6 protein-coding genes are annotated in these 20,250 nt (G+C 75.4%); 5 read left to right on the top strand and 1 reads right to left on the bottom strand.

Translation table 11 applies throughout. The features are described from left to right. Positions 1-1,129 precede the first annotated feature (1,129 nt). The 5 genes from ACZ6EM_RS34425 to ACZ6EM_RS34405 all read left to right on the top strand — a co-directional run bounded on the left by ACZ6EM_RS34425 (position 1,130) and on the right by ACZ6EM_RS34405 (position 18,705). Entirely contained in the window at positions 1,130-8,542 is a 7,413-nt protein-coding gene (locus ACZ6EM_RS34425) for a type I polyketide synthase (protein ID WP_465774115.1), read from the top strand. A 198-nt stretch (positions 8,543-8,740) separates the two neighbouring features. Beyond that, positions 8,741-12,943: a non-ribosomal peptide synthetase gene (locus ACZ6EM_RS34420; RefSeq protein WP_465774114.1), complete on the top strand. Its 4,203-nt coding sequence runs from the start codon at positions 8,741-8,743 to the stop codon at positions 12,941-12,943. 20 nt (positions 12,944-12,963) lie between these two features. Further along, complete coding sequence (locus ACZ6EM_RS34415; protein ID WP_465774113.1) at positions 12,964-16,371, top strand: non-ribosomal peptide synthetase; 3,408 nt, start codon at positions 12,964-12,966, stop codon at positions 16,369-16,371. 4 nt (positions 16,372-16,375) lie between these two features. Then, entirely contained in the window at positions 16,376-17,926 is a 1,551-nt protein-coding gene (locus ACZ6EM_RS34410) for a GMC family oxidoreductase (RefSeq protein WP_465774112.1), read from the top strand. After that, entirely contained in the window at positions 17,914-18,705 is a 792-nt protein-coding gene (locus ACZ6EM_RS34405) for a thioesterase II family protein (protein WP_401043945.1), read from the top strand. The genes ACZ6EM_RS34410 and ACZ6EM_RS34405 overlap by 13 nt, the downstream gene beginning before the upstream one ends. Here ACZ6EM_RS34405 and ACZ6EM_RS34400 read toward each other — a convergent pair whose 3' ends face one another. Next, positions 18,706-20,226, bottom strand: coding sequence for an MFS transporter (locus tag ACZ6EM_RS34400; protein WP_401043948.1), 1,521 nt, complete (start codon positions 20,224-20,226; stop codon positions 18,706-18,708). Positions 20,227-20,250: the final 24 nt, after the last annotated feature.

The raw sequence follows: 20,250 nt of genomic DNA, 5'->3' as shown, positions 1-20,250 counted from the left end.
CCGAAGGTCTCGGCCGCCCAGGCGAGGACCTCCTGCGCGGAGGCCTCCTCCAACGCGCGCCCGGCCCTCTCCGCCAACGACGCGTAGTCAGTCGCGGTCATGCAGTCGTCCCCCATTGTCGAAAGCTGTTCCTCGCCCGCCCGGTGCGGCGGGGCCCACGGCTCGGCGGATGCCCGAGGAGTCCGGGGAATCCCGGATCAAGCGGCCCCGTGGCCGGTGGCAGGAAATCCGAACGGGCCGTCTCCTGTGAAGTTCTGACGGCTCAGCGATCGCGCATTGTCATGCAATGTCCACGCCAACAGTTTCAAACTGTTCCCCCCACCCGGCCCGGCGGGTGGTCGGTGCGGCGACCTGGAATGTCGCGGAGTGCTGGAACTCGCACCCGAGCTCGGGCGGGAATGCGTCTGTGGACTTCCCGCCGAATCCCCGCGCGGGGTCCGTGGGCCGATCCGATTCGACCGGGCTCCCCGTGCCCACCTCCCCGTGTCGGGCAGCCCATTCGGTCATGCGGCCGAAACAGAGCATAGATCGCTTCGGTAGGGAGCGCCAGCCGTATCCGCCGGTTCTTTGATCTTGACGGAGCGTCTGATCCGCTGCCGTGGGGCTGGATTCGTGCAGCGTACGGGCGGTGCGACCCCGACCCGACGGTCGTGGCCGGGTCGGGCGGCGGGGGTCCGGGCCCCGGGGGCCGGCGGGGCCGTATGGCGGCAATGCCCGTTTTCTGCACGCTGGCCGTCCTTTCGCACTCTTTCTTCACAGGTGTCGGGGAAGGGGTGGTCTTGCATTTCGCTTGTGAGGAACTCCGACGATGCTTGACGCACCCCTGGCCGCTCATTACGGTGATCATCAATTCAATGGACTCCGGCAGGGTGGGGCGGCGGATCACGCGGCAGCCCGGGCCGGCCGGAGTGCGAAACGGGGGAGTGGTCGAGGGTGGTGTTGTCCATGCGAACGGATATGCCCGGCATCTGCTGAGGCCGCCTCGGGTCGGAGGGTTGAAGGCGCGTTGCCGCCTCCCCTTCCTTTTGTCTGCCCGAGTACTTTTCACTGCCGTTCCGGCAGGTTTCCAGTGGTTTCCTTCACGGCTTCAGGTGTGTCACTTCAGGCTGCTCCGAAAGCGGGATAAAGCGTGGCAACAAAGTCTCGTCCGGATTTCTCCGTGTCCATTGTCAATGATGTTCGTGCACGAGCTGACGAGTTTCCGGAGAAGCCGGCGATCATCATGCTGGCCGAGGGGGAGAGCGAGCTCGACCGGCTGTCGTTCGCCGAGTGCGACCGCCGCGCGCGGGCGTTCGCCGCGGGGCTCCAGGCCCGCGGCCTGGCCGGCGAGCGCGTGCTCATCCTGCTGCCCCAGGGCGTCGACTACGCCGTCGCCTTCCTGGGCTGCCTCTACGCGCAGGCGATCGCGGTGCCCGCCTTCCCGCCGACCCGGAGCCGCAAGGGGGCCCGGGTCGAAGGCATCGTCGACGACTGCGATCCGCGGCTCGCCGTGGTGGGGGCGGACCGGGTCCGGTCGATGGTCGGTGAACTCCCCTCCTCCTGCGCGGTGATGACGACAAGTGAGCTCACCGCCGCGGACCCGGACGACTGGCGCGAGCCCGAACTCCGCCCGGACGACGTCGGCTACCTCCAGTACACCTCCGGCTCGACGGGGCGCCCGCGCGGTGTGATGGTCACCCACCGGAACATCGTCCAGCAGCTCGACATGCTCGCCGACGGGCTGGAGCTGGGGCCGGACGAGGTGTCGCTGTCCTGGCTGCCGCTCTTCCACGACTTCGGCCTGGTGGCCGGCCTGCTGTTCCCGCTGCGGGCCGGTGCGACGAACGTGCTGCTGGCGCCGATCGACTTCGTCCAGGAGCCGTTGCGCTGGCTCGCCGCGGCCACCCGCTACCGGGCCGCGCTGACCTTCGGCCCCAACTTCGCGCTCGACCTGTGCTGCGACCGCATCCGCCCCGAGGACCGCGAGGGCCTGGATCTCTCCGCGCTCCGCACGCTGATGATCGGCGCCGAACCGATTCGCCCGCAGTCGATCGAGCGGTTCGCCGCCGAGTTCGCGCCGTTCCGATGTCGCGCCGACATCTTCACCCCGGCCTACGGAATGGCCGAATCCACGCTCGCCGTGACGGTGCGCCGGCGCGACGAGCCGCTGGGACTCGCCTCCTTCGACATCGAGGAGCTGGGGCGCGGACGGCTGCGGCGCGTGGCGGACGGCGCGCCGGGAAGCCGCCGCCTCCCGAGCAACGGCGACGTCCTGCCGGACACCGGGCTGCTGGTCGTCGACCCGGAGACCCGGACCCCCGTCCCCGACGGGCAGTGCGGTGAACTCTGGCTGAGCGGCGACACCGTGAGCCCCGGCTACTGGCGGAACGCCGAGGCGACCGAGGCCGCCTTCGGGGCCCGTCTGGCCGACGGCAGCGGCCCGTACCTGCGCACCGGGGACCTGGGCGGGCGGCTCGGCCCGCACACGTACATCACCGGACGGCGCAAGGACCTGATCGTGGTCCGCGGTGTCAACCACTACCCGCACGACATCGAGCTGACCGTCGCGGACTCCCACCCGGCCCTCGAACGCGACAAGGGCGTCGCCTTCCCGGTGGAGGACGCCGAGGGCGTCGAACAGCTGGTCGTGGTCAGCGAACTGACCCGGGAGGGATTCCGCGGCGCCGACCGCGACGAGGTCGTCCGCAGCATCCGGCTCGCCGTCGTCGAGGAGCACGGACTCGACCCGCGGACCGTGGTGCTGATCCGCCCGGCCCAGCTCCCGCTGACGTCGAGCGGCAAGGTCCGCCGGCAGGAGTGCAAGCGGCTCTTCCTGGAGGACGGGCTCAAGCCGGTCCACGTTTCCTCCGTGGCGGCCGTCCGCGACACCCCCGCGGACGCCGCGCCGGAGCGCTCCCGGCAGGCCGTGGCCGACTGGCTGACCGAGCGGATCGCCGGTCTGCGCCGGCTCACCCCCCGGGAGGTCCCGCAGGACGCCCCCTTCGGCTCCTTCGGGCTCGACTCCGCGGGGATCGCCGGACTCGCCGCCGACCTCCGGGCCTGGCTCGGCGCCCCGGTCGACGCCAAGGATCTCTACAACCACCCCACCGTCGCGGCGCTGGCCGCCGCGCTCACGGGCGACCGGACCGGGCCGACCGACGAGACCGACAAGACCGACAAGACCGAGCGGACCGACAGGACGGACCGGACCGAGCGGGCCGGATCCGCCGGGGCGGCCGACGACCGCGAGGCGATCGCCGTCGTCGGCATGGCCTGCCGGATGCCCGGTGCCCAGGACGTCGAGGCGTTCTGGCAGCTGCTGCTGGACGGCCGGGACGCGGTGACCGAGGTCCCGGCGCACCGCCGTCTGCTCGGCTACCGGCTGGAGCACGGGGAGCCGGGCCGGGGCGGATTCGTCGACGGGGCCGAGGAGTTCGACGCGGCCTTCTTCGGTGTCTCCCGCGACGAGGCCCGCCGGACGGACCCGCAGCAGCGGCTGCTGCTGACCACGGTGTGGCAGGCCCTGGAGGACGCCGGGGCGGACCCGCAGGCGCTGGCCGGGGGCCGTACGGGCGTCTTCGTCGGGATCAGCACCAACGACTACGGCCGGCTCCAGGCCCGGGCCGGCGTCCCGGTCACGGCCCACGACGGGACCGGCAACGCGTCGAGCATCGCGGCCAACCGGATCTCCTACCTGTGGGACCTGCGCGGCCCCAGCCAGGTGGTGGACACGGCCTGCTCGTCCTCCCTGGTGGCCCTCCACCAGGCGTGCACCAGCCTGCGGCTCGGCGAGTGCGACCTCGCCGTCGTGGCCGGCGTCAACCTGCTCCTGGACCCGGGGCCGACCACGGTCTTCACCGAGGCGGGCATGCTCGCGCCGGACGGCCGGTGCAAGACCTTCGACGCGGCGGCGGACGGCTACGTGCGCGGCGAGGGCTGCGGTGTCGTGGTGCTCCGGCGCGCGTCCGACGCGGTCGCCGCCGACGACCGGATCCGCGCCCTGGTCGAGGGTTCGGCCGTCTCCTCCGACGGGCGCAGCAGCACGCTGACCGCGCCGAACGGACCGTCCCAGGAGGCCGTGCTGCGGGCGGCCCTGCGGTCCGCCCGCCGGACCGCGGAGGAGGTCGGCTACGTCGAGGCCCACGGCACCGGCACCCGGCTCGGCGACCCGATCGAGATGGGCGCGCTGCGCGCCGTGTACGGGGAGTCGGCCGGCCCGGACCTCCACGTCGGCTCGGTGAAGAGCAACATCGGCCACCTGGAGGCCGCGGCGGGCATGGCCGGCCTGATCAAGGCGGTGCTCTGCCTGGAGCACCGGCGGATCCCGGCCTCCCTGCACGTCGACACGGTCAACCCGCTGATCGGGCTGGACGGTTCCCGGCTGCGGATCCCGCGCTCGACGACGGAGTGGCCCGAGGGCCCCGCCCGGGCGGCGGCGGTCAGCTCCTTCGGCTTCGGCGGCACCAACACCCATGTGATCCTCTCCGGCGCGCCGGCCCGGCGGGCCCGGGTGGAGGCCGCGGAGGGCGGCGAGTGGTCCTTCCTCCCGGTCTCGGCGAAGAGCGGGCCCGCCCTGCGCCGGCTGGCCGCCGACTACGCCGGGGTGCTGGCGGGGGAGAGCGGCGCCGCCCCGGCGTGGAGCGCGCTGGTCCACACGGCGGGCGCCCGGCGCCAGCACCACGACCACCGGCTCGCCGTGCTGGCCCGGTCGAACCGGGAGGCCGCGGAGGCCCTGGAGGCGTACCGCGACGGCCTGCCGTCCCCCGCGGTGGTGCACGGCGTCGCGCACGGCGGCGGTCCCGGGCCGGTGGCCTTCGTGTTCACCGGCCAGGGCGCGCAGTACCCCGGGATGGCCAGGGCGCTGTACTTCGGGCACGCGGCCTTCCGCACGGCGCTCGACGAGGTCGACGCGTTGGTGCGCGCGGAGCTCGGCGTCTCCCTGCTGCCGACGCTGTGCGACGCCCCGGGCCCGCGGCTGGACCTGGAACGGACCGAGTTCGCCCAGCCGGCCCTGTTCGCCGTGGACTACGCGCTGGCCGAGCTGTGGCGCGCCTGCGGGGTGCGGCCCGACGCCGTGGCCGGGCACAGCCTCGGCGAGTACGTGGCGGCCTGCGTCGCCGGCGTGCTGAGCCTGCCCGACGCCGTCCGGCTGGTGGTCGCCCGCGCCGGCCTGATGCAGGAGCTGGCGGAGGCCGGGTCGATGTACGCGGTCCACGCCGGCCGCGAGCTGATCGCGCAGCTGTGCGCGGACCTTCCCGAGGACCGTTCGGTGGTGCTCGCGGCCCTCAACGGGCCCGAGGACGTGGTGGTCTCGGGCGCGGAGCGGGCGGCCGCCGACCTGGCGGCCGACTGGGAGCGGCGGGGCGCGAAGGTCACCCGGCTGCACGGCACCCGGGCGTTCCACTCGCCGCTGATGGAGGGGCCGGTCGCGCGGTTCGAGCGGATCGCCGCGACGGTCGACTTCCGCACCCCCCGGATCCCCGTGGTGGCGAACCTGACCGGCGCCGTCGAGCGGGAGTTCTCGGCCGCCTACTTCGCCCGGCACGCGCTCGAACCGGTGCGGTTCGGTGACTGCCTGGCCGCCCTGGCCGCGCTCGGCTGCACCACCGTCGTCGAGTGCGGGCCGCACCCGGTGCTCGGTCCGCTCGTCGAGGCCGTGCTCACCGACGCCGTCGGCCTGCCGACCCTGCACCGGGACGACACCGACGACCACCGCTTCCGGCGCGGGCTGGCCGAGTGGTACGTCCGGGGCGGACGGGTCGACTGGGCCGGGGTCCTGCGGGACCGGGACGGGGAGCACGGCCGGCCGCCGCTGCCGGTCCCGCTGCCGGGCCACCCGCTCGCCCCGACCCGGCACTGGTTCACCGACGGCGGCGACGGACGGCACCCGCTGCTCGGCGCGCCGGTCGAGCTGGCCGGTGCCGGGAGCCACTGGTTCTCCCGCACGCTGACCGCCGGGCAGCCGTGGTACCTCGACGAGCACCGGGTGGCCGGGCGGCCGGTGCTGCCCGCCGCCGCGATGACGGAGTGGGCCGACGCGGCCGTCCGCGAGGTCGCCGGTGACGGGCCCCGGACGCTGCAGGGCGTGTCCTTCACCGCCTTCCTCGCCCTGCCGCAGGACGCGCCCGTCACCGCCCAGGCGGTCGTCGAGCCCCTGCCGGACGGTCACCGGGTCCGCGGCTTCGCGCGGGTGTCCGGGGCGGCCGCCTGGACGGGGCACGTCACGGTGGAGGCCGCCCGGCCCGCCGGGCCGGCCCCGGACACCCGGGTCGACCCCGGCCTCCTGCGGGCCGCCCTGGCCGAGCGGGACGTCGACGCCCTGTACGGGACGCTGCGCGCCCGGGGCCTCCAGTACGGCCCGGCCTTCCGCGCCCTCCGGGCGCTGTGGGCGGGCGAGAAGGAGGCCGTCGGGCTGGTGGAGGCGGACCTCCCGGCCGAGGACCGGGCGGCGTACCGGGCGCACCCCGTCCTGCTCGACGCGTGCTTCCACACGACCGCCGCGTTCCTCGGCGACACCGGGGAGCTGCTCCTGCCGGTGGGCATCGACCGGATCACCGTCCACCGTCCGCTGCCCTCGCGGCTGTGGTGCGTGGCCCGGGACGCCGGAACCGGCGCCGACGGCGAACGCTCCTTCGACCTGGAGCTGGTGTCCGAGGACGGCGAACGGCTGGCCACCGTCGAGGCGCTGCGGCTGCGGCCGGTCGCGCCGGAGCGGATCGCGGCGGCGGCCGGAGCGGCGGCCGGAGTGGCGGCCGGGGCCGCGGTGCGGGGCTACCGCACCGACTGGGTGCCGGCGCCGGAGGCGGGTACCGCCGGCCGGCCGGGCACCTGGCTGGTCTGCGGGACGGACGCGTCGCTGGTGGACGGCTGGTGCGCCGAGGCGGCCGTCCCGGCCCTGGGTCTGCTGGTCGCCCCGGACGCCTCGGACGAGGCGGTGGCCCGGTTGTTCGCCGAGGCCCGCGGCCGGGTGGACGGGGTCGCCGGACTGGTCCTCCAGAGCGCCGGGGACGACGCCGTCGTGCTCGCCGGCACGGCCTTCGCGATCCTGCGCGGGTTCCTGCGGGAGTTCGGCGCGGACCGGCCCGACCTGGTCGTCTGCTCGACCGGCGCGGTGCGGGTGCCGCAGGCGCCGACCCGCCCGGACGCCGGCCAGGCGCCGCTGACCGGACTGGCCAAGGCGGTCGTCGCCGAGTACCCCGACCTCACGTGCGTCCAGGTGGACCTCGAACCGCGCCGGACCCCGCCGACGCTGGCCGGACTGCTGGCGCGGGTCGCCGGCCTCGCGGGGCGCGGCCACCTGGCGGTGCGGGACGGCCGCTGGTACGCCGCCCGGCTGCGGGAGGCCGCGCTCGGCGGCTCGCCGACGGCACCCGTCCGGGCGGACGGCAGCTACCTGGTCACCGGCGGGCTCGGCGCGCTGGGCCTGGCCACCGCCCGTCGGCTCGCCGACCTGGGTGCGCGCTGCCTGGTGCTGACGGGCCGTTCCGTGCCGGCCGAACCCCCGCGGGAGGTCGCGGAGCTGCGGGCCGCCGGTGTGCGGGTCGAGCTCTGGCCCGCCGACGTGGCCGACCTGCCGGCGATGACCGGCCTGTTCGGGCGGATCGGCCGGGAGCTGCCCCCGCTGCGCGGCGTCGTCCACGCCGCCGGGACCACCGACGACGCCCCGCTGGTCGACCTCGACCGCGGCCGCTTCGCCGCGGTCCTGCGGCCGAAGGTCCGGGGCGCGCAGCACCTGCACACCCTGACCGCCGACGCCGGGCTCGACTTCCTGGTGCTCTACTCCTCGCTCGCCTCGCTGACCGGATCGGCCGGCCAGGCCAACTACGCCGCCGCCAACGCCTTCCTGGACACTCTCGCCGAACAGCGGTGCCACGACGGGCAGCCGGCCCTCAGCATCAACTGGGGCCCGTGGGCCGAGGCCGGCCTGGCCGCCCGCCCGGAGCTGCTCGCCCGGCTCGCCCGCGCCGGCATCACCGGGATCGGCACCGACGAGGCCCTGACGGCCTTCGGGCGCGTGCTGGGCGGCGACCTGCCGGTGGTGGGCCTGGCGGCGGTCGACTGGGCCGCGTTCACGGCCGCCGACGACCGGCGGCCGCCGTACACCCTGCTGAGCGGCCTGGCCCCGGCGCGGGCCGCGGAGCCGTCCCTCGACGGGCGGTCGCCGCAGGCGCCGGCGGAGCCGGCCGGGCACCGCACCGCCGAGCAGGCGGTCGAGCTCGCCCTGCGCGACCCGCGGGCCGGGCGGGCCGCCGTCACCGAGGAACTGCTGGCCGCCGCCGGCGAGCTGCTGGGCCTCACGGCGCGCCAGCGGGACGAGCTGCGCCCGACCTTCGGACACCGGCGGCTGAACGAGCTGGGTCTGGACTCGCTGACCGCGGTCCGGCTGCGCAACCGGCTGCTGGCGGACTTCTCCGCGGACGTCCCGCCCTCCTTCGTGTTCGGCGGCAACACCGTCGCCGACGTGGTCGACCTGATCCTGCGGCAGATCACGCTCCGGAGCCTGGTCGCCGCCGACGACGGCGGGGCCGACGAGGCCGGGGACGTCGAGGTCCTCACCTTCTGACCCGCCCGCGGGCCGTGCCGTCGGCCGCCCCGGGACGTCCCGCGGTCTCCGAGGACCGCGGGCCGCCCCGGCGGCCCCGCCCCCGCACCACCGGGCGCCGTCGCGCCCCGTTCCCCACCACCCGACTCGCCCAGCCTCCCCGCGGGGCCAGGCCCGCCAGGGCCCGCGCCCCCGACCGCCCGAACAGGAGTTCCCGGAATGACAGCACACGGACGGCACGGCGACCCGGCCGAGCTGCTCGGCCGGCTCGCCCAGCACGGCGTCCGGCTGCGGCTGGTCGACGGCGACCGCATCGAGGTGCGCGCCGCCGCCGGCTCGCTTCCCGACCACATCCGGCACGAACTCGCCGAGAACAAGGCCGAGTTGATCGCCCTCTTGAAGCAGGGCGACACCGCCCGGCAGGCCGGCGCGCTGCCGCGGGCGGTACCCGACCCCGAGCGGCGCCACGAACCGTTCCCCCCGTCCGACCTGCAGATGTCCTTCCTGGTCGGCAGCACCGCCCAGTTCGAGTACCACGTCCGGCCGCACCAGTACATGGAGTTCGACTTCGCGGAGCTCGACCCGGAGCGCTTCGAGGCCGCGCTCAACCGGATGCTGCACCGCCAGCGCGGCAGCCTGGTGGTGGTGCGGGAGGACCTCCAACTGGAGACCGTCCGCGACCCGGCGCCCGTACGGGTGCGGGTGGCGGACCTGCGGCAGGCCGGCGAGGCCGAGGCGATGACCGCCGTCGAGCGGACCCGCGACGAGATGCAGGCGGCCGAACTCCCGCTGGACACCTGGCCCTGGATGGACGTGCGGATCACCCGCTACGGCGACGGCCGGGCCCGGCTGCACTACAACAACAACAACTTCTTCAGCGACGGCCCGGGCACCGGCCGTTTCCTGGACAGCGTGCTGCGTGCCTACCACGACCCGTCCGAGGCCCTGGACGACCTCGAACTGGGCTACCGCGACTGCGTGCTGGCGCTGGCCGCGCTGGAGGAGTCGGAGCGCGGCGAGGCCTCCCGGGCGTACTGGTGCGACCGGATGGCCGACTGGCCCGAGGCGCCGAACCTGCCGCTGGTGAGCGGCGCGGACACCCGGACCCGGGCCCGGCTGACCCGGCGCGAGTTCACCCTGGACGCCGAGCAGTGGGCCCGCTTCAAGCGGCGCGCCACGGACCACGGCGTCACCCCCACCAACGCGGTGTACGCGGTCTACGCCGAGACGGTGGCGCACTGGAGCGGCTCGCGGCACTTCCTGCTCAACAACATGATGACCCACCGGCTGCCGATCCACCCCCAGATCACCGAGGTGGTCGGCAACTTCGCCTCGCTCTACCCGCTGGAGGTGGACTGGCGGCACGACGAGCCGTTCCACGACCGGGCGCGGCGGCTGCAGACCCGGGTCATGACCGACATGGAGCACACCTACTGGAGCGGGGTGAAGGTGCTCCAGACCCTCAACCAGGTGCGCCGCACCCCGGGCCGGGCGGCCTGCCCGTTCGTGGTCGGCAGCGGCCTGTTCATGGGGCACCTGGACCAGCCGGTCTTCAGCCACCTGGAGACGCCCCAGGTGCTGCTCGACAACCAGTTCTGGGAGCAGAGCGACGGCGGCCTGTGGGTGGTCTGGGACCTCATCGAGGCGATGTTCCCCGCCGGGCTGATCGACGCCATGCACGCCGCCTACCGCGACCTGCTCCTGCTGCTCGCCGACGACCCGGCCGCCTGGGAGCGCCGCTCCTTCGACCTGCTGCCGGCCGCCCAGCGCGAGCGCCGGGCCGCCGTCAACGACACGGCCGGCCCCGTGCCCACGGGCCTGCTCGACCGCGCGCTCGCCCGGCAGGCCGCGCAGCGGCCCGACACCGCGGCCGTGCTGACCGCGGACGGCGCCGTGGACTACCGGCGACTGCACGCCCGCGCCCAGGAGCTGGCCGCCCGGCTGGCCGCGGCCGGGGTGCGCCCCGGGGACAAGGTCGCCGTCGTCCTGCCGAAGGGCGACGAGCAGATCGCCGCCGTGTACGGCGTGCTCGCGGCCGGCGCCGCCTACGTGCCCATCGACCCCGCCTGGCCGCGGGAACGCGTGGGCGAACTGCTCGCCGACACCCCCGCGGCGGCCGTCGTCACCTCGGCCGGGGAACGGGAATCGATCGCCGCCGTCGCCGCCTGCCCGGTGCTGACGGCGGGGGAGCCCGCCGCCGAAGCCGGTCCCGCGCCGGCCCGGGCGGGCGATGCGGGCGACACCGCGTACGTCATCTACACCTCGGGGTCGAGCGGCAGGCCCAAGGGCGCGGTGCTCGACCACCGCGGGCCGCTGAACACCGTGGTCGACATCAACCGCCGGTTCGGCATCGGCCCCGGCGACGTGGTCCTCGGGGTGTCCTCGCTCTGCTTCGACCTGTCCGTCTACGACGTCTTCGGCACCGCCGAGGCCGGCGCGACCCTGCTGCTGCCGCCGCCCGGGTCGGCCGACCCGGGGCAGTGGGCCGACCTGGTGCGCGAGCACGGCGTCACGGTCTGGAACTCGGTACCGGCGATCATGCAGCTGTTCGCCGAGGCCGCCGAGCAGGCCGGGCTGACCTTCCCCGCGCTGCGCGTGGTCCTGCTCAGCGGCGACTGGATCCCCGTCCGGCTCCCGGCGCTGATCCGGCGGATCGCGCCCGGGGCGCGTGTGGTCAGCCTCGGCGGCGCCACCGAGGCGTCGATCTGGTCCATCCACCACCCGATCGACCGGGTGGACCCGAACTGGGCGAGCATCCCCTACGGCCGCCCCCTGGGCAACCAGACCTGGCGCGTGCTGGACCGGACCGGCCGCGACGCCCCCGACTGGGTCACCGGCGACCTGTACATCGGCGGCACCGGAGTCGCGCTCGGCTACCTCAACGACCCCGCCCGGACGGCCGCCTCCTTCGTCACCGACCCGGCCACCGGCGAGCGGCTCTACCGCACCGGCGACCTCGGCCGCTACCGCCCCGACGGCGACATCGAGTTCCTGGGCCGCGCCGACTTCCAGGTCAAGATCCAGGGCTTCCGGGTGGAACCGGGCGAGATCGAACACGCCCTGGCCCGGCACCCGGCCGTACGGAACGCCGTCGTCGTCGCCCGCACCGCCGGCTCGGGACGCCAGCTCGCCGGCTACGCCGTGGCCGAGCGGGGCGCACCGCGTCCGGAACCCGAGGAACTGCGCGGCTTCCTGGCCGAACGGCTGCCCGGCCACCTCGTGCCGAGTTTCGTCGTCGTGCTCGACGACCTGCCGCTCACCGCCAACGGCAAGCTGGACCGCCGCGCGCTGGAGGCCATGGGCCCGGCCTGCGACGGACAGGACCGGACGTACACCGCCCCCCGGACGGAGACCGAGAAGGTCCTCGTGGAGATCTGGGAGTCGGTCCTCGGCATCGAGTCGGTCGGTGTCCACGACGACTTCTTCGAGCTCGGCGGGCAGTCCTTCGCGGCGCTGCGCGTCATCGGCCTGGTCGGCCAGCGGCTCGGGCTGCGCGCCCCGCTCGGGGCGCTGCTGGAGCACCGGACGGTCGCCGAGCTCGCCGCCCTCCTGGAGGCCGGGCAGGAGGAGTGGTCCCCGCTGGTGGCGCTCGACGCCACCGGCGACGGAACGCCGTGGCTGCTCGTGCACCCGGCGGGCGGGAACGTGCTCTGCTACCGGGGCCTGGCGGAACTGCTCGACGGCCCCGCCCACGCCTTCCAGGCGCCCGGCCCGGGCGTGGGCCGGGATCCGCTGGACACGGTGGAGGAGCTGGCCGAGTGCTACGCGCGGGCGCTGCTCGCCGTCCGCCCGCACGGGCCGTACCGGGTGGCCGGCTGGTCCTCCGGATCGGTGATCGCCTTCGAACTGGTCCGGCTGCTGGAGCAGCGGGGCGAGACGGTGGAGCGCTTCGTGGTGATCGACTCCCCGGCCCCCGAGCGGGCCGCTGCCCCCGGGGCCCGGGAGACGGACGGGGCCCGGGAGACGGACGAGGCGGCCGTGCTGCTCTGGTTCCTGGAGGACCTGGACATCGGCTTCGACCCGGCGGCCGTGCGCCCCGGGGCGGCCGCCGAGGTGGCCGCGGCCCCGGCGGCGGAACGGCTCGCCCGGGCCGTGGCGCTGGCCCGCGAACAGGGGCTCGACCTCCCGGACGCCGCCGACCTGGCCCTCAGCTGGCCGGTGTTCCGGGGAATCATCACCGCCTGCCACCGCTACCGCGCCGGGACGATCACGGCCGACACCACCGTGATCCGGGCGGCGCACGGGAGGGTCAGCGAGTTCGCCGACCACCCCCACGCGGACTCCGCCGAGTGGGGCTGGGCCCCGCTCACCACCGGCCGGACCACCGCCGACCGGACCGACGGCACCCACCACACCCTGCTCACCGGCACCCACGTCGCGGCCGTCGCCGCACTCATGACCACGTGTCCGGCTCAGCACTGACCCCAGGGGGACGACCCGCGATGGACCACGACCTGATCTCGGAGCTCCAGCACCTGGGCATCAAGCTGAGGCTCTCCGGCGACAGCCTCGAAGTGATCGCGCCGCCCGGCGCGGTCACCGCCCGGATCCGCGACGAACTCCGGGCCCGGCGCGGCGAGCTGATCGACCTGCTCCGCGCGGCCGGGCAGGGCGCCGGCCCGGCGCCGCTCACCGCGCGGCCCGACCAGCGGCACGAGCCGTTCCCGCTCACCGACATCCAGCACGCCTACTGGATCGGCCACAACCGGGCGCTCGAACTGGGCGGGGTGGCCACCCACTTCTACTTCGAGCTCGACCGCGACGGCCTGGAGGTGGACCGTCTGGAGCGCAGCCTGCGCAAGGTCGTCGCCCGGCACGACATGCTGCGCGCGGTGATCGGCCCGGACGGCCGCCAGCGGGTGCTGCCCGAGGTCCCGGACTACGAGATCCGCCACTACGACCGGGCGGACGCCACCGAGGACGCCTTCGAGGAGCACCTGCGCTCGCTGCGGGCCGAACTGGACCACCAGGTCCTCGCCCCCGACACCTGGCCGCTGTTCGACATCCGCGCCACCCGGCACCGCGAGGGGCTGCGCCTGCACGTCAGCCTCGACCTGCTGATCATGGACGCCTACAGCTTCGACCTGTTCTTCCGCGACTGGCAGCGCCACTACGAGGACGAGCAGTGGGCGCCGGAGCCGTTCGCGATCGGCTACCGGGACTTCGTCCTCGCCGAGGAGGAGAAGCGCGGCGGCGCCCGGTACCGGGCCGCCGAGAAGTACTGGCTGGACCGCCTCGACGAACTGCCCCCGGCCCCGGACCTGCCGCTGGCGATCCAGCCCGGCTCGGCCGAGCGGACCGTCTTCACCCGCCGCCGGGCCTCGCTGCCCCGCGAGCAGTGGGAGCTGGTCAAGAAGACCGCCAGGGAGCGCGGCCTGACCCCCTCGTCGGTCCTGCTGGCGGCCTTCGCCGACGTGCTGCGCCAGTGGACGTCGCAGGGCGACTTCACCCTCAACCTGACCCTGTTCAACCGGCCCGCCGAGGCGCACCCGCAGATCGGCGGGATCATCGGCGACTTCACCTCGCTGACCCTGCTGCGGATCAGCGGCGGCCAGGACGAGAGCTTCGCCCGGCGCACCGCCGGCTTCCAGCAGCAGCTGATGCGGGACCTGGAGCACCTGGCGTACAGCGGCGTGCGCGTGCTGCGCGAGCGGGCCCGCCGGCTCGGCAGCGGCCTCGGCGCCGGCATGCCGATCGTCTTCACCAGCGCCCTCGGCTTCTCGGGCGACGCCGACACGATGGACGGCATGGCGTTCTTCGGCGACTACCGCCACGGGGTGAGCCAGACCCCGCAGGTCTGGCTCGACCACCAGGTGCTGGAGGAGAACGGCGAACTGGTCTTCAACTGGGACGCGGTGGAGGCGCTGTTCCCCGACGGCCTGCTCGACGACATGTTCGCCGCCTTCCGGACCCTGCTCGGCCGGCTGAGCGACGATCCGGCCCTCTGGGACGACCTGGCCCCCACGGTCGGGGCCCCGGCCGCGCAGCTGGAGGAGCGCGAGCGGGTCAACGCCACCGCCCTCGACCTGCCCGGCGGGACGCTGCTGAGCCTCGTGGCCGACCAGGCGCGGCGCACCCCGGACGCCACGGCCGTCGTCTCCGAGGGCGGCGCGCTCGCCTACGGCGACGTGCTGGCCTCGGCGCACCGGCTCGGCCACCGGCTCGCCGGCCTCGGCGCCTCCCGCGGCGAGCTGGTCGGCGTGGTGCTGGACAGGGGCCCGGAGCAGATCCCGGCGGTCCTCGGGGTGACGGCCTCCGGCGCGGCCTACCTGCCGATCGATCCGCAGTGGCCCGCGGCGCGCCGCCGGCAGCTGCTGGAGTCCGGCCGGGCCGCCCTGGTGGTCACCTCGACCCGCTACCGGGACGAGCTGGAGTGGCCCGCCGGGACGGTCCTGGTGACCCTGGACGACGAGGAGACGCTGGCACAGCCGGCCACCGAGCCGCCGACCGCGCCGGCCCCGGAGGACCTCGCCTACGTGATCTTCACCTCCGGCTCCACCGGCGTCCCCAAGGGCGTGATGATCGACCACCGGGGGGCCGTCAACACCGTTCGGGACATCAACCGCCGCTTCGCGGTCGGATCGGCCGACCGGGTGCTCGCCCTCTCGGCGCTGACCTTCGACCTGTCCGTCTACGACGTCTTCGGCACCCTCGCGGCCGGCGGCACCGTCGTCGTGCCGAGCCCCGAGCGCTCGCACGACCCGCTGCACTGGGCCGAGCTGGCCGAGCGCCACGGCGTCACGGTGTGGAACTCGGTGCCCGCCCTGATGCAGCTGTGGGCGGACTCCTCGGCCCGCCTGTCCGACGAGCGGGCCGGCGACCTGCGGCTCGTGCTGCTCAGCGGCGACTGGATCCCGGTGGCGCTGCCCGACGCCGTCCGCGCCCGGCACCCGCGCGCCGAGGTGGTCAGCCTGGGCGGGGCGACCGAGGCCTCCATCTGGTCGGTGCACTACCCGATCGGGGAGGTGCCGGCCGAGTGGGCCAGGATCCCCTACGGCAAGCCGCTGGCCAACCAGACCCTGCACGTCCTCGACGACCGGTTCCGGGCCCGCCCGCTCTGGGCCACCGGGGAGATCTGGATCGGCGGCACCGGCGTGGCGAAGGGCTACTGGGCGGACCCGCAGCGCACCGCGGAGCGCTTCGTGCGCCACCCGGAGACCGGCGAGACGCTCTACCGCACCGGGGACCTGGGCCGCTACCTGCCCGGCGGGGACATCGAGTTCCTCGGCCGCCGGGACTTCCAGGTGAAGCTCAACGGCTACCGGGTGGAACTCGGCGAGATCGCCGCCACCCTGGAACGGCTCCCGGGCGTCGGCCGGGCGATCGCCCGGGTCGACACCAACCCCGCCACCGGCCGCCGCCAGCTCGTGGCCTACGCCGTCCCGGCCGGACCCGGCTGCGACCCCGGGGCCGCGGCACCCGGCGGCCCGGTGCGCCCGGACCCGGCCGTACTGCTGGCGGAGCTGGCCGAGCGCCTCCCCGACTACATGGTCCCCAAGCACTGCCTGCTCGTCGACGCGATCCCGCTGAGCGCCAACGGGAAGGTCGACGCCGCCGCGCTGCCGGCGCCGTGGAGCGAACTGGACGAGCAGGAACTCGTCGCCCCCCGCGACGAGTTCGAGGCGGCCGTGCTCGCGATCTGGGCCGAGGTCATGGAGTTCGACGGCTTCGGGGTCGAGGACAACTTCTTCGAACTCGGCGGCGACTCCCTGTACGCCGTGCACATCCTCACCAAGGTGCGGGAGGCGTTCCAGTGGGAGGGCGACACCGAGGAAGGCCTCCAACTGCTCTTCGAGAACCCCACGGTGGCCGGACTGGCCGCCCTGGTCAAGGACCGGCGGGGGGCGTGAGCAGGTGAGCACGGAGAGCGGGATCCCGTACTGGGACGACGTGGTCGTCGGCGCGGGCTCGGCGGGGGCGGTGCTCGCCGCACGCCTGTCGCGACGGCCCGGGCGCCGGGTGCTGCTGATCGAGGCCGGCGAACTCCCGGACGGCGACGGCGCGTCCGACGAGCGGGCCGGGGTGCCCGTCCTGACCGGCCGCAACTGGGACTTCACCGCCAAGGCGTCCGAGGGCGCCAGGCGCGGGTTCCCGTACGGGGTCGGCAAGGTGGTCGGCGGCTCCTCCGCCGTCAACGGCGCGCTCGCGCTGCGCCCGCTGCCCGCGGACCTCGACGCCTGGGCGGCCGCCGGCAACCCGGAGTGGACCTGGGAACGGATGCTGCCGTACCTGGTCGCCCTGGAGACGGACCACGACGCCGAGGGGCCGGCGCACGGCACGCGGGGACCGGTACCGATCCGCCGGACCGGCGAGGGCGCGCTCGCCACCACGGCCCGGGCCTTCCTGAACGGCTGCGCCCGGCTCGGCGTGCCCGTCCTGGCGGACCTCAACTCCGGCGCCGCGCTCGGCGCCGGCGTCACGCCCGCCAACGCCGTCGACGAGCGCCGGATCTCGACGGCCGAGAGCCACCTGCGCCCTGCCCGGGAGCGGGGCGACGGCCCGACCCTGTGGACCGGCAGCACGGTGACCCGGGTCCTGCTGGACGCGCGGAACCGGGCCACCGGGGTCGAGGTGCGCCGCGACGGACGGCTCCGGCAGGTGGCGGCCGGCCGGGTGACCCTGGCCGCCGGGGCGGTCAACACCCCGGCGGTGCTCCAGCGTTCGGGCATCGGCGACCCGCGGCTGCTGGCCGCCCTGGGCATCACCCCCGCACTGGACCTGCCCGGCGTGGGACGCAACCTCGTCGACCACCCGGCGGTCGTGCTCTGGTCCGAGCCCCGCGCCGGGGTCTGCCGGGCCGGCGACAGCTGGCACCAGGTCACCGCCCGCTGCGCCGCCGACCCGGCCGGCGCCGCGGCGGACCTGGGGCTGTTCCTGCTGGACGCGGTGCCCGTCGCGGCGAACCCGCTGATCGCCGGCATGCTCCGCGCCGAACTGGCCGTCGGGCTGTCCGCCATGGTGCTGCGGCCCGCCTCCCGCGGCTCGGTGACGATCCGGGACGCGGACGCCGCCACCCCGCCGGAGATCCTGCTCGGCCTGGCGACCGACCCGGCCGACGTCGAACTGCTGATGGCCGCCGTCCGGCAGGCCTGGGAACTGCTGCGGTCGGCGCCGATGGCGGGGCTGCTGGAGCGGGTGCTGGTCTGGACCGACCGGATGGTCCGGGAGGACCGGCTGCTGCGCGGCGCCGTGACCAGGTTCGTCTCGCCGAGCTGGCACGCCGTCGGCACCGCCCGGATGGGGCCGGCCGACGACCCGGAGGCGGTGGTGGACCAGCGCTGCCGGGTGCACGGCGCCGAGGGACTGTACGTCGTCGACGCCTCGGTGCTCCCGGTGATGCCCAGCGCCCCGCCCAACCTGACCTGCCTCGCACTCGCCGAAAGGGTGGCCCGATGGATGGACTGACCGGGATCCCGGCCGCCCCCCGGGCCGGGGAGTGGGCCGTGCGCCGCCGGGGACGGCCCCCGGCCCGGCTCCGGCTCTTCTGCCTGCCGCACGCGGGCGGCGGCGCGGCCGCCTTCCGCTCCTGGGCCCCGCACCTGGGACCGGAGATCGAGGTCGTGCCGATCCGGCTGCCGGGGCGCGAGTCCCGCTTCCGGGAGCGCCCCCACGACCGGCTCGGCGACCTGCTGCCGCCGCTGCTGCGCGACGTCGCCCCGCTGCTCGACGGGCCGCACGCCTGGTTCGGCCACAGCATGGGCGCGGGCATCGCCTTCGAGGTCTGCCGGGCCCTGCACCGGCTCGGCCTGCCCGAACCGCGGCGGCTCCTGGTGGCCGGCCTGCCGGCGCCGCAGCTCCCGCGCCGGGCGACCCCGGTGCACGACGCGCCCGCGCCCGAACTCTTCGAGCGGATCGGAGCGTTGAACGGGCACGGCGCCGAGGCCCGGGCCGGCAACCCGCTGCTGAACGTCATGCTGCCCACCCTGCGGGCCGACTTCGCGGTGGCCGAGACCCATGTGCACCGGCCCGGCCCGCCGCTGGACTGCCCGATCACCGTCTACGGCGGCCGCTCGGACGCCTCCACGACCGAGGACGAGCTCCGGGCCTGGGGACCGCACTCCACCGCCGGCACCACCGTCCGCCTCTTCGACGGCGGGCACTTCTTCCCGCACGACGCCCCGGAGGCGTTCCTGCCGGTCCTGGCGCGGGACCTGCTCGACCTTCGGCCGGCGCACCGCGGCTGATCAGTCGTCGGCCGCCGCCGACGGAGCCCTCCGGCGGCGGCCGGCCGCACCCGGCAGCAGGATCCAGGAGAGCACCGCTCCGGCCGCCACCACCGCCGCGGCGACGCCGAGGGCGGCCGCGGCGGCTCCGGCGAAGGCGTGCTCGGCGACGGCGACGACCGCCGAGCCGGCCTCCGGGTCCTGTCGGCCCGCGTACTCGACGGCGCCGCCCAGGCTCCGACCGGCTTCGTCCGGCAGCGCCGCCGTACCGTCGGCGTAGCCGCGTGCGAGGACGGTGCCGACCACGGCCACCCCCAGGGCGTTCCCCAGTTCCTGCAGGGTGTCGTTGAGCGCCGCCGCGCTGCCGGACCGTTCGGCCGGCACCAGCCCGATCACCGTGTCCGTCGCCGGGGTCAGCGCCAGACCGCCGCCGACGCCGATCAGGACGCACCCGAGCAGGACCGGGGGATAGTCCCCGGACGCCCGGCCGAGACAGAGGATCCCGCCGGCGGCCAGGGCCAGTCCGCCGGCCACGCCGCCCCGCGGACCGCCCCGCCGCGCCACCGCCGGTGCGAACGCCGATCCCACGCCGACCGCCAGCGCCAGGGGTACCACCGCCGCCCCCGCGCGCAGCGCGCTGTAGCCGAACTCCAGCTGGAGGCGCTGGGTGAGGACGAAGAGCGTTCCGGCGATGCCGAGGAACAGCAGCATGTTGCCCGCGCTCGCGCCCAGGAACCTCCGGTCGCGCAGCAGTTCGAAGTCCACGACGGGGCTGGGATGCCGGCGTTCCCAGGCCACGAACGCGGCCGCCGCTCCGGCGGCCAGCGCCAGCGCGGCGACGACCGGCCGCGCCGTCCAGCCGTGCCCGGAGGCCTGGATCACGCCGTACACCAGGGCGGCCATCGCACCGGCGCCCAGCAGCGCCCCGACCGGGTCCGCGGGTCTGGGTACCGGTGCGGCGGACTCGGGCAGCAGGACGGCGCCCGCCAGCAGGGTCACCAGCACCGGAGCCAGGTTCACCAGGAAGACCGAGCCCCACCAGAAGTGGCTCACCAGCAGGCCGCCCAGCACCGGTCCCACGGCCACGCCCAGCGCGGAGACGCTGCCCCAGACCGCGATGGCGCGGGGACGTTCACGGGCCGGGAAGACCTGGTTCAGGATCGACAGCGTGCCGGGCATCACGAACGCGGCGCCCAGGCCCATCGCGGCCCTGGCGGCGACGAGTTGGGCCGGGCCGTCCGCCGCCGGGGCCAGCAGCGACGCGCCGCCGAACAGCGCCGCGCCCAGCAGCGTCGCGCGCTTGCGGCCGTACCGGTCGGAGAGGGCACCGGCGGTGAGCAGCAGGGCCGCGAAGGTCAGCGCGTAGGCGTCGACGATCCACTGGGTCCGGCCGAGGTCGATGCCGAGGTCCCGGACGAGTCCGGGGACCGCCACGTTGAGCAGCCCGTTGTTGAGCACGGTGGTGAACAGCGCGAGGGACAGCACCCCGAGGATCCACCAGCGTTTGGGGTGCCCGGAACCGTCCGGTGCTGGGGTCTGCATGGGGCGGCTCCTCCGCGCTTCTCG

Source organism: Kitasatospora sp. NPDC041917, assembly GCF_055589745.1.
This window is presented reverse-complemented; position numbering and strand designations above follow the sequence as displayed.

Coding starts and splice junctions, on each gene's coding strand:
- ACZ6EM_RS34415 (WP_465774113.1), top strand. CDS start 12,964: ATGGACCACGACCTGATCTCGGAGCTCCAGCACCTGGGCATCAAGCTG.
- ACZ6EM_RS34420 (WP_465774114.1), top strand. CDS start 8,741: ATGACAGCACACGGACGGCACGGCGACCCGGCCGAGCTGCTCGGCCGG.
- ACZ6EM_RS34405 (WP_401043945.1), top strand. CDS start 17,914: ATGGATGGACTGACCGGGATCCCGGCCGCCCCCCGGGCCGGGGAGTGG.
- ACZ6EM_RS34400 (WP_401043948.1), bottom strand. CDS start 20,226: ATGCAGACCCCAGCACCGGACGGTTCCGGGCACCCCAAACGCTGGTGG.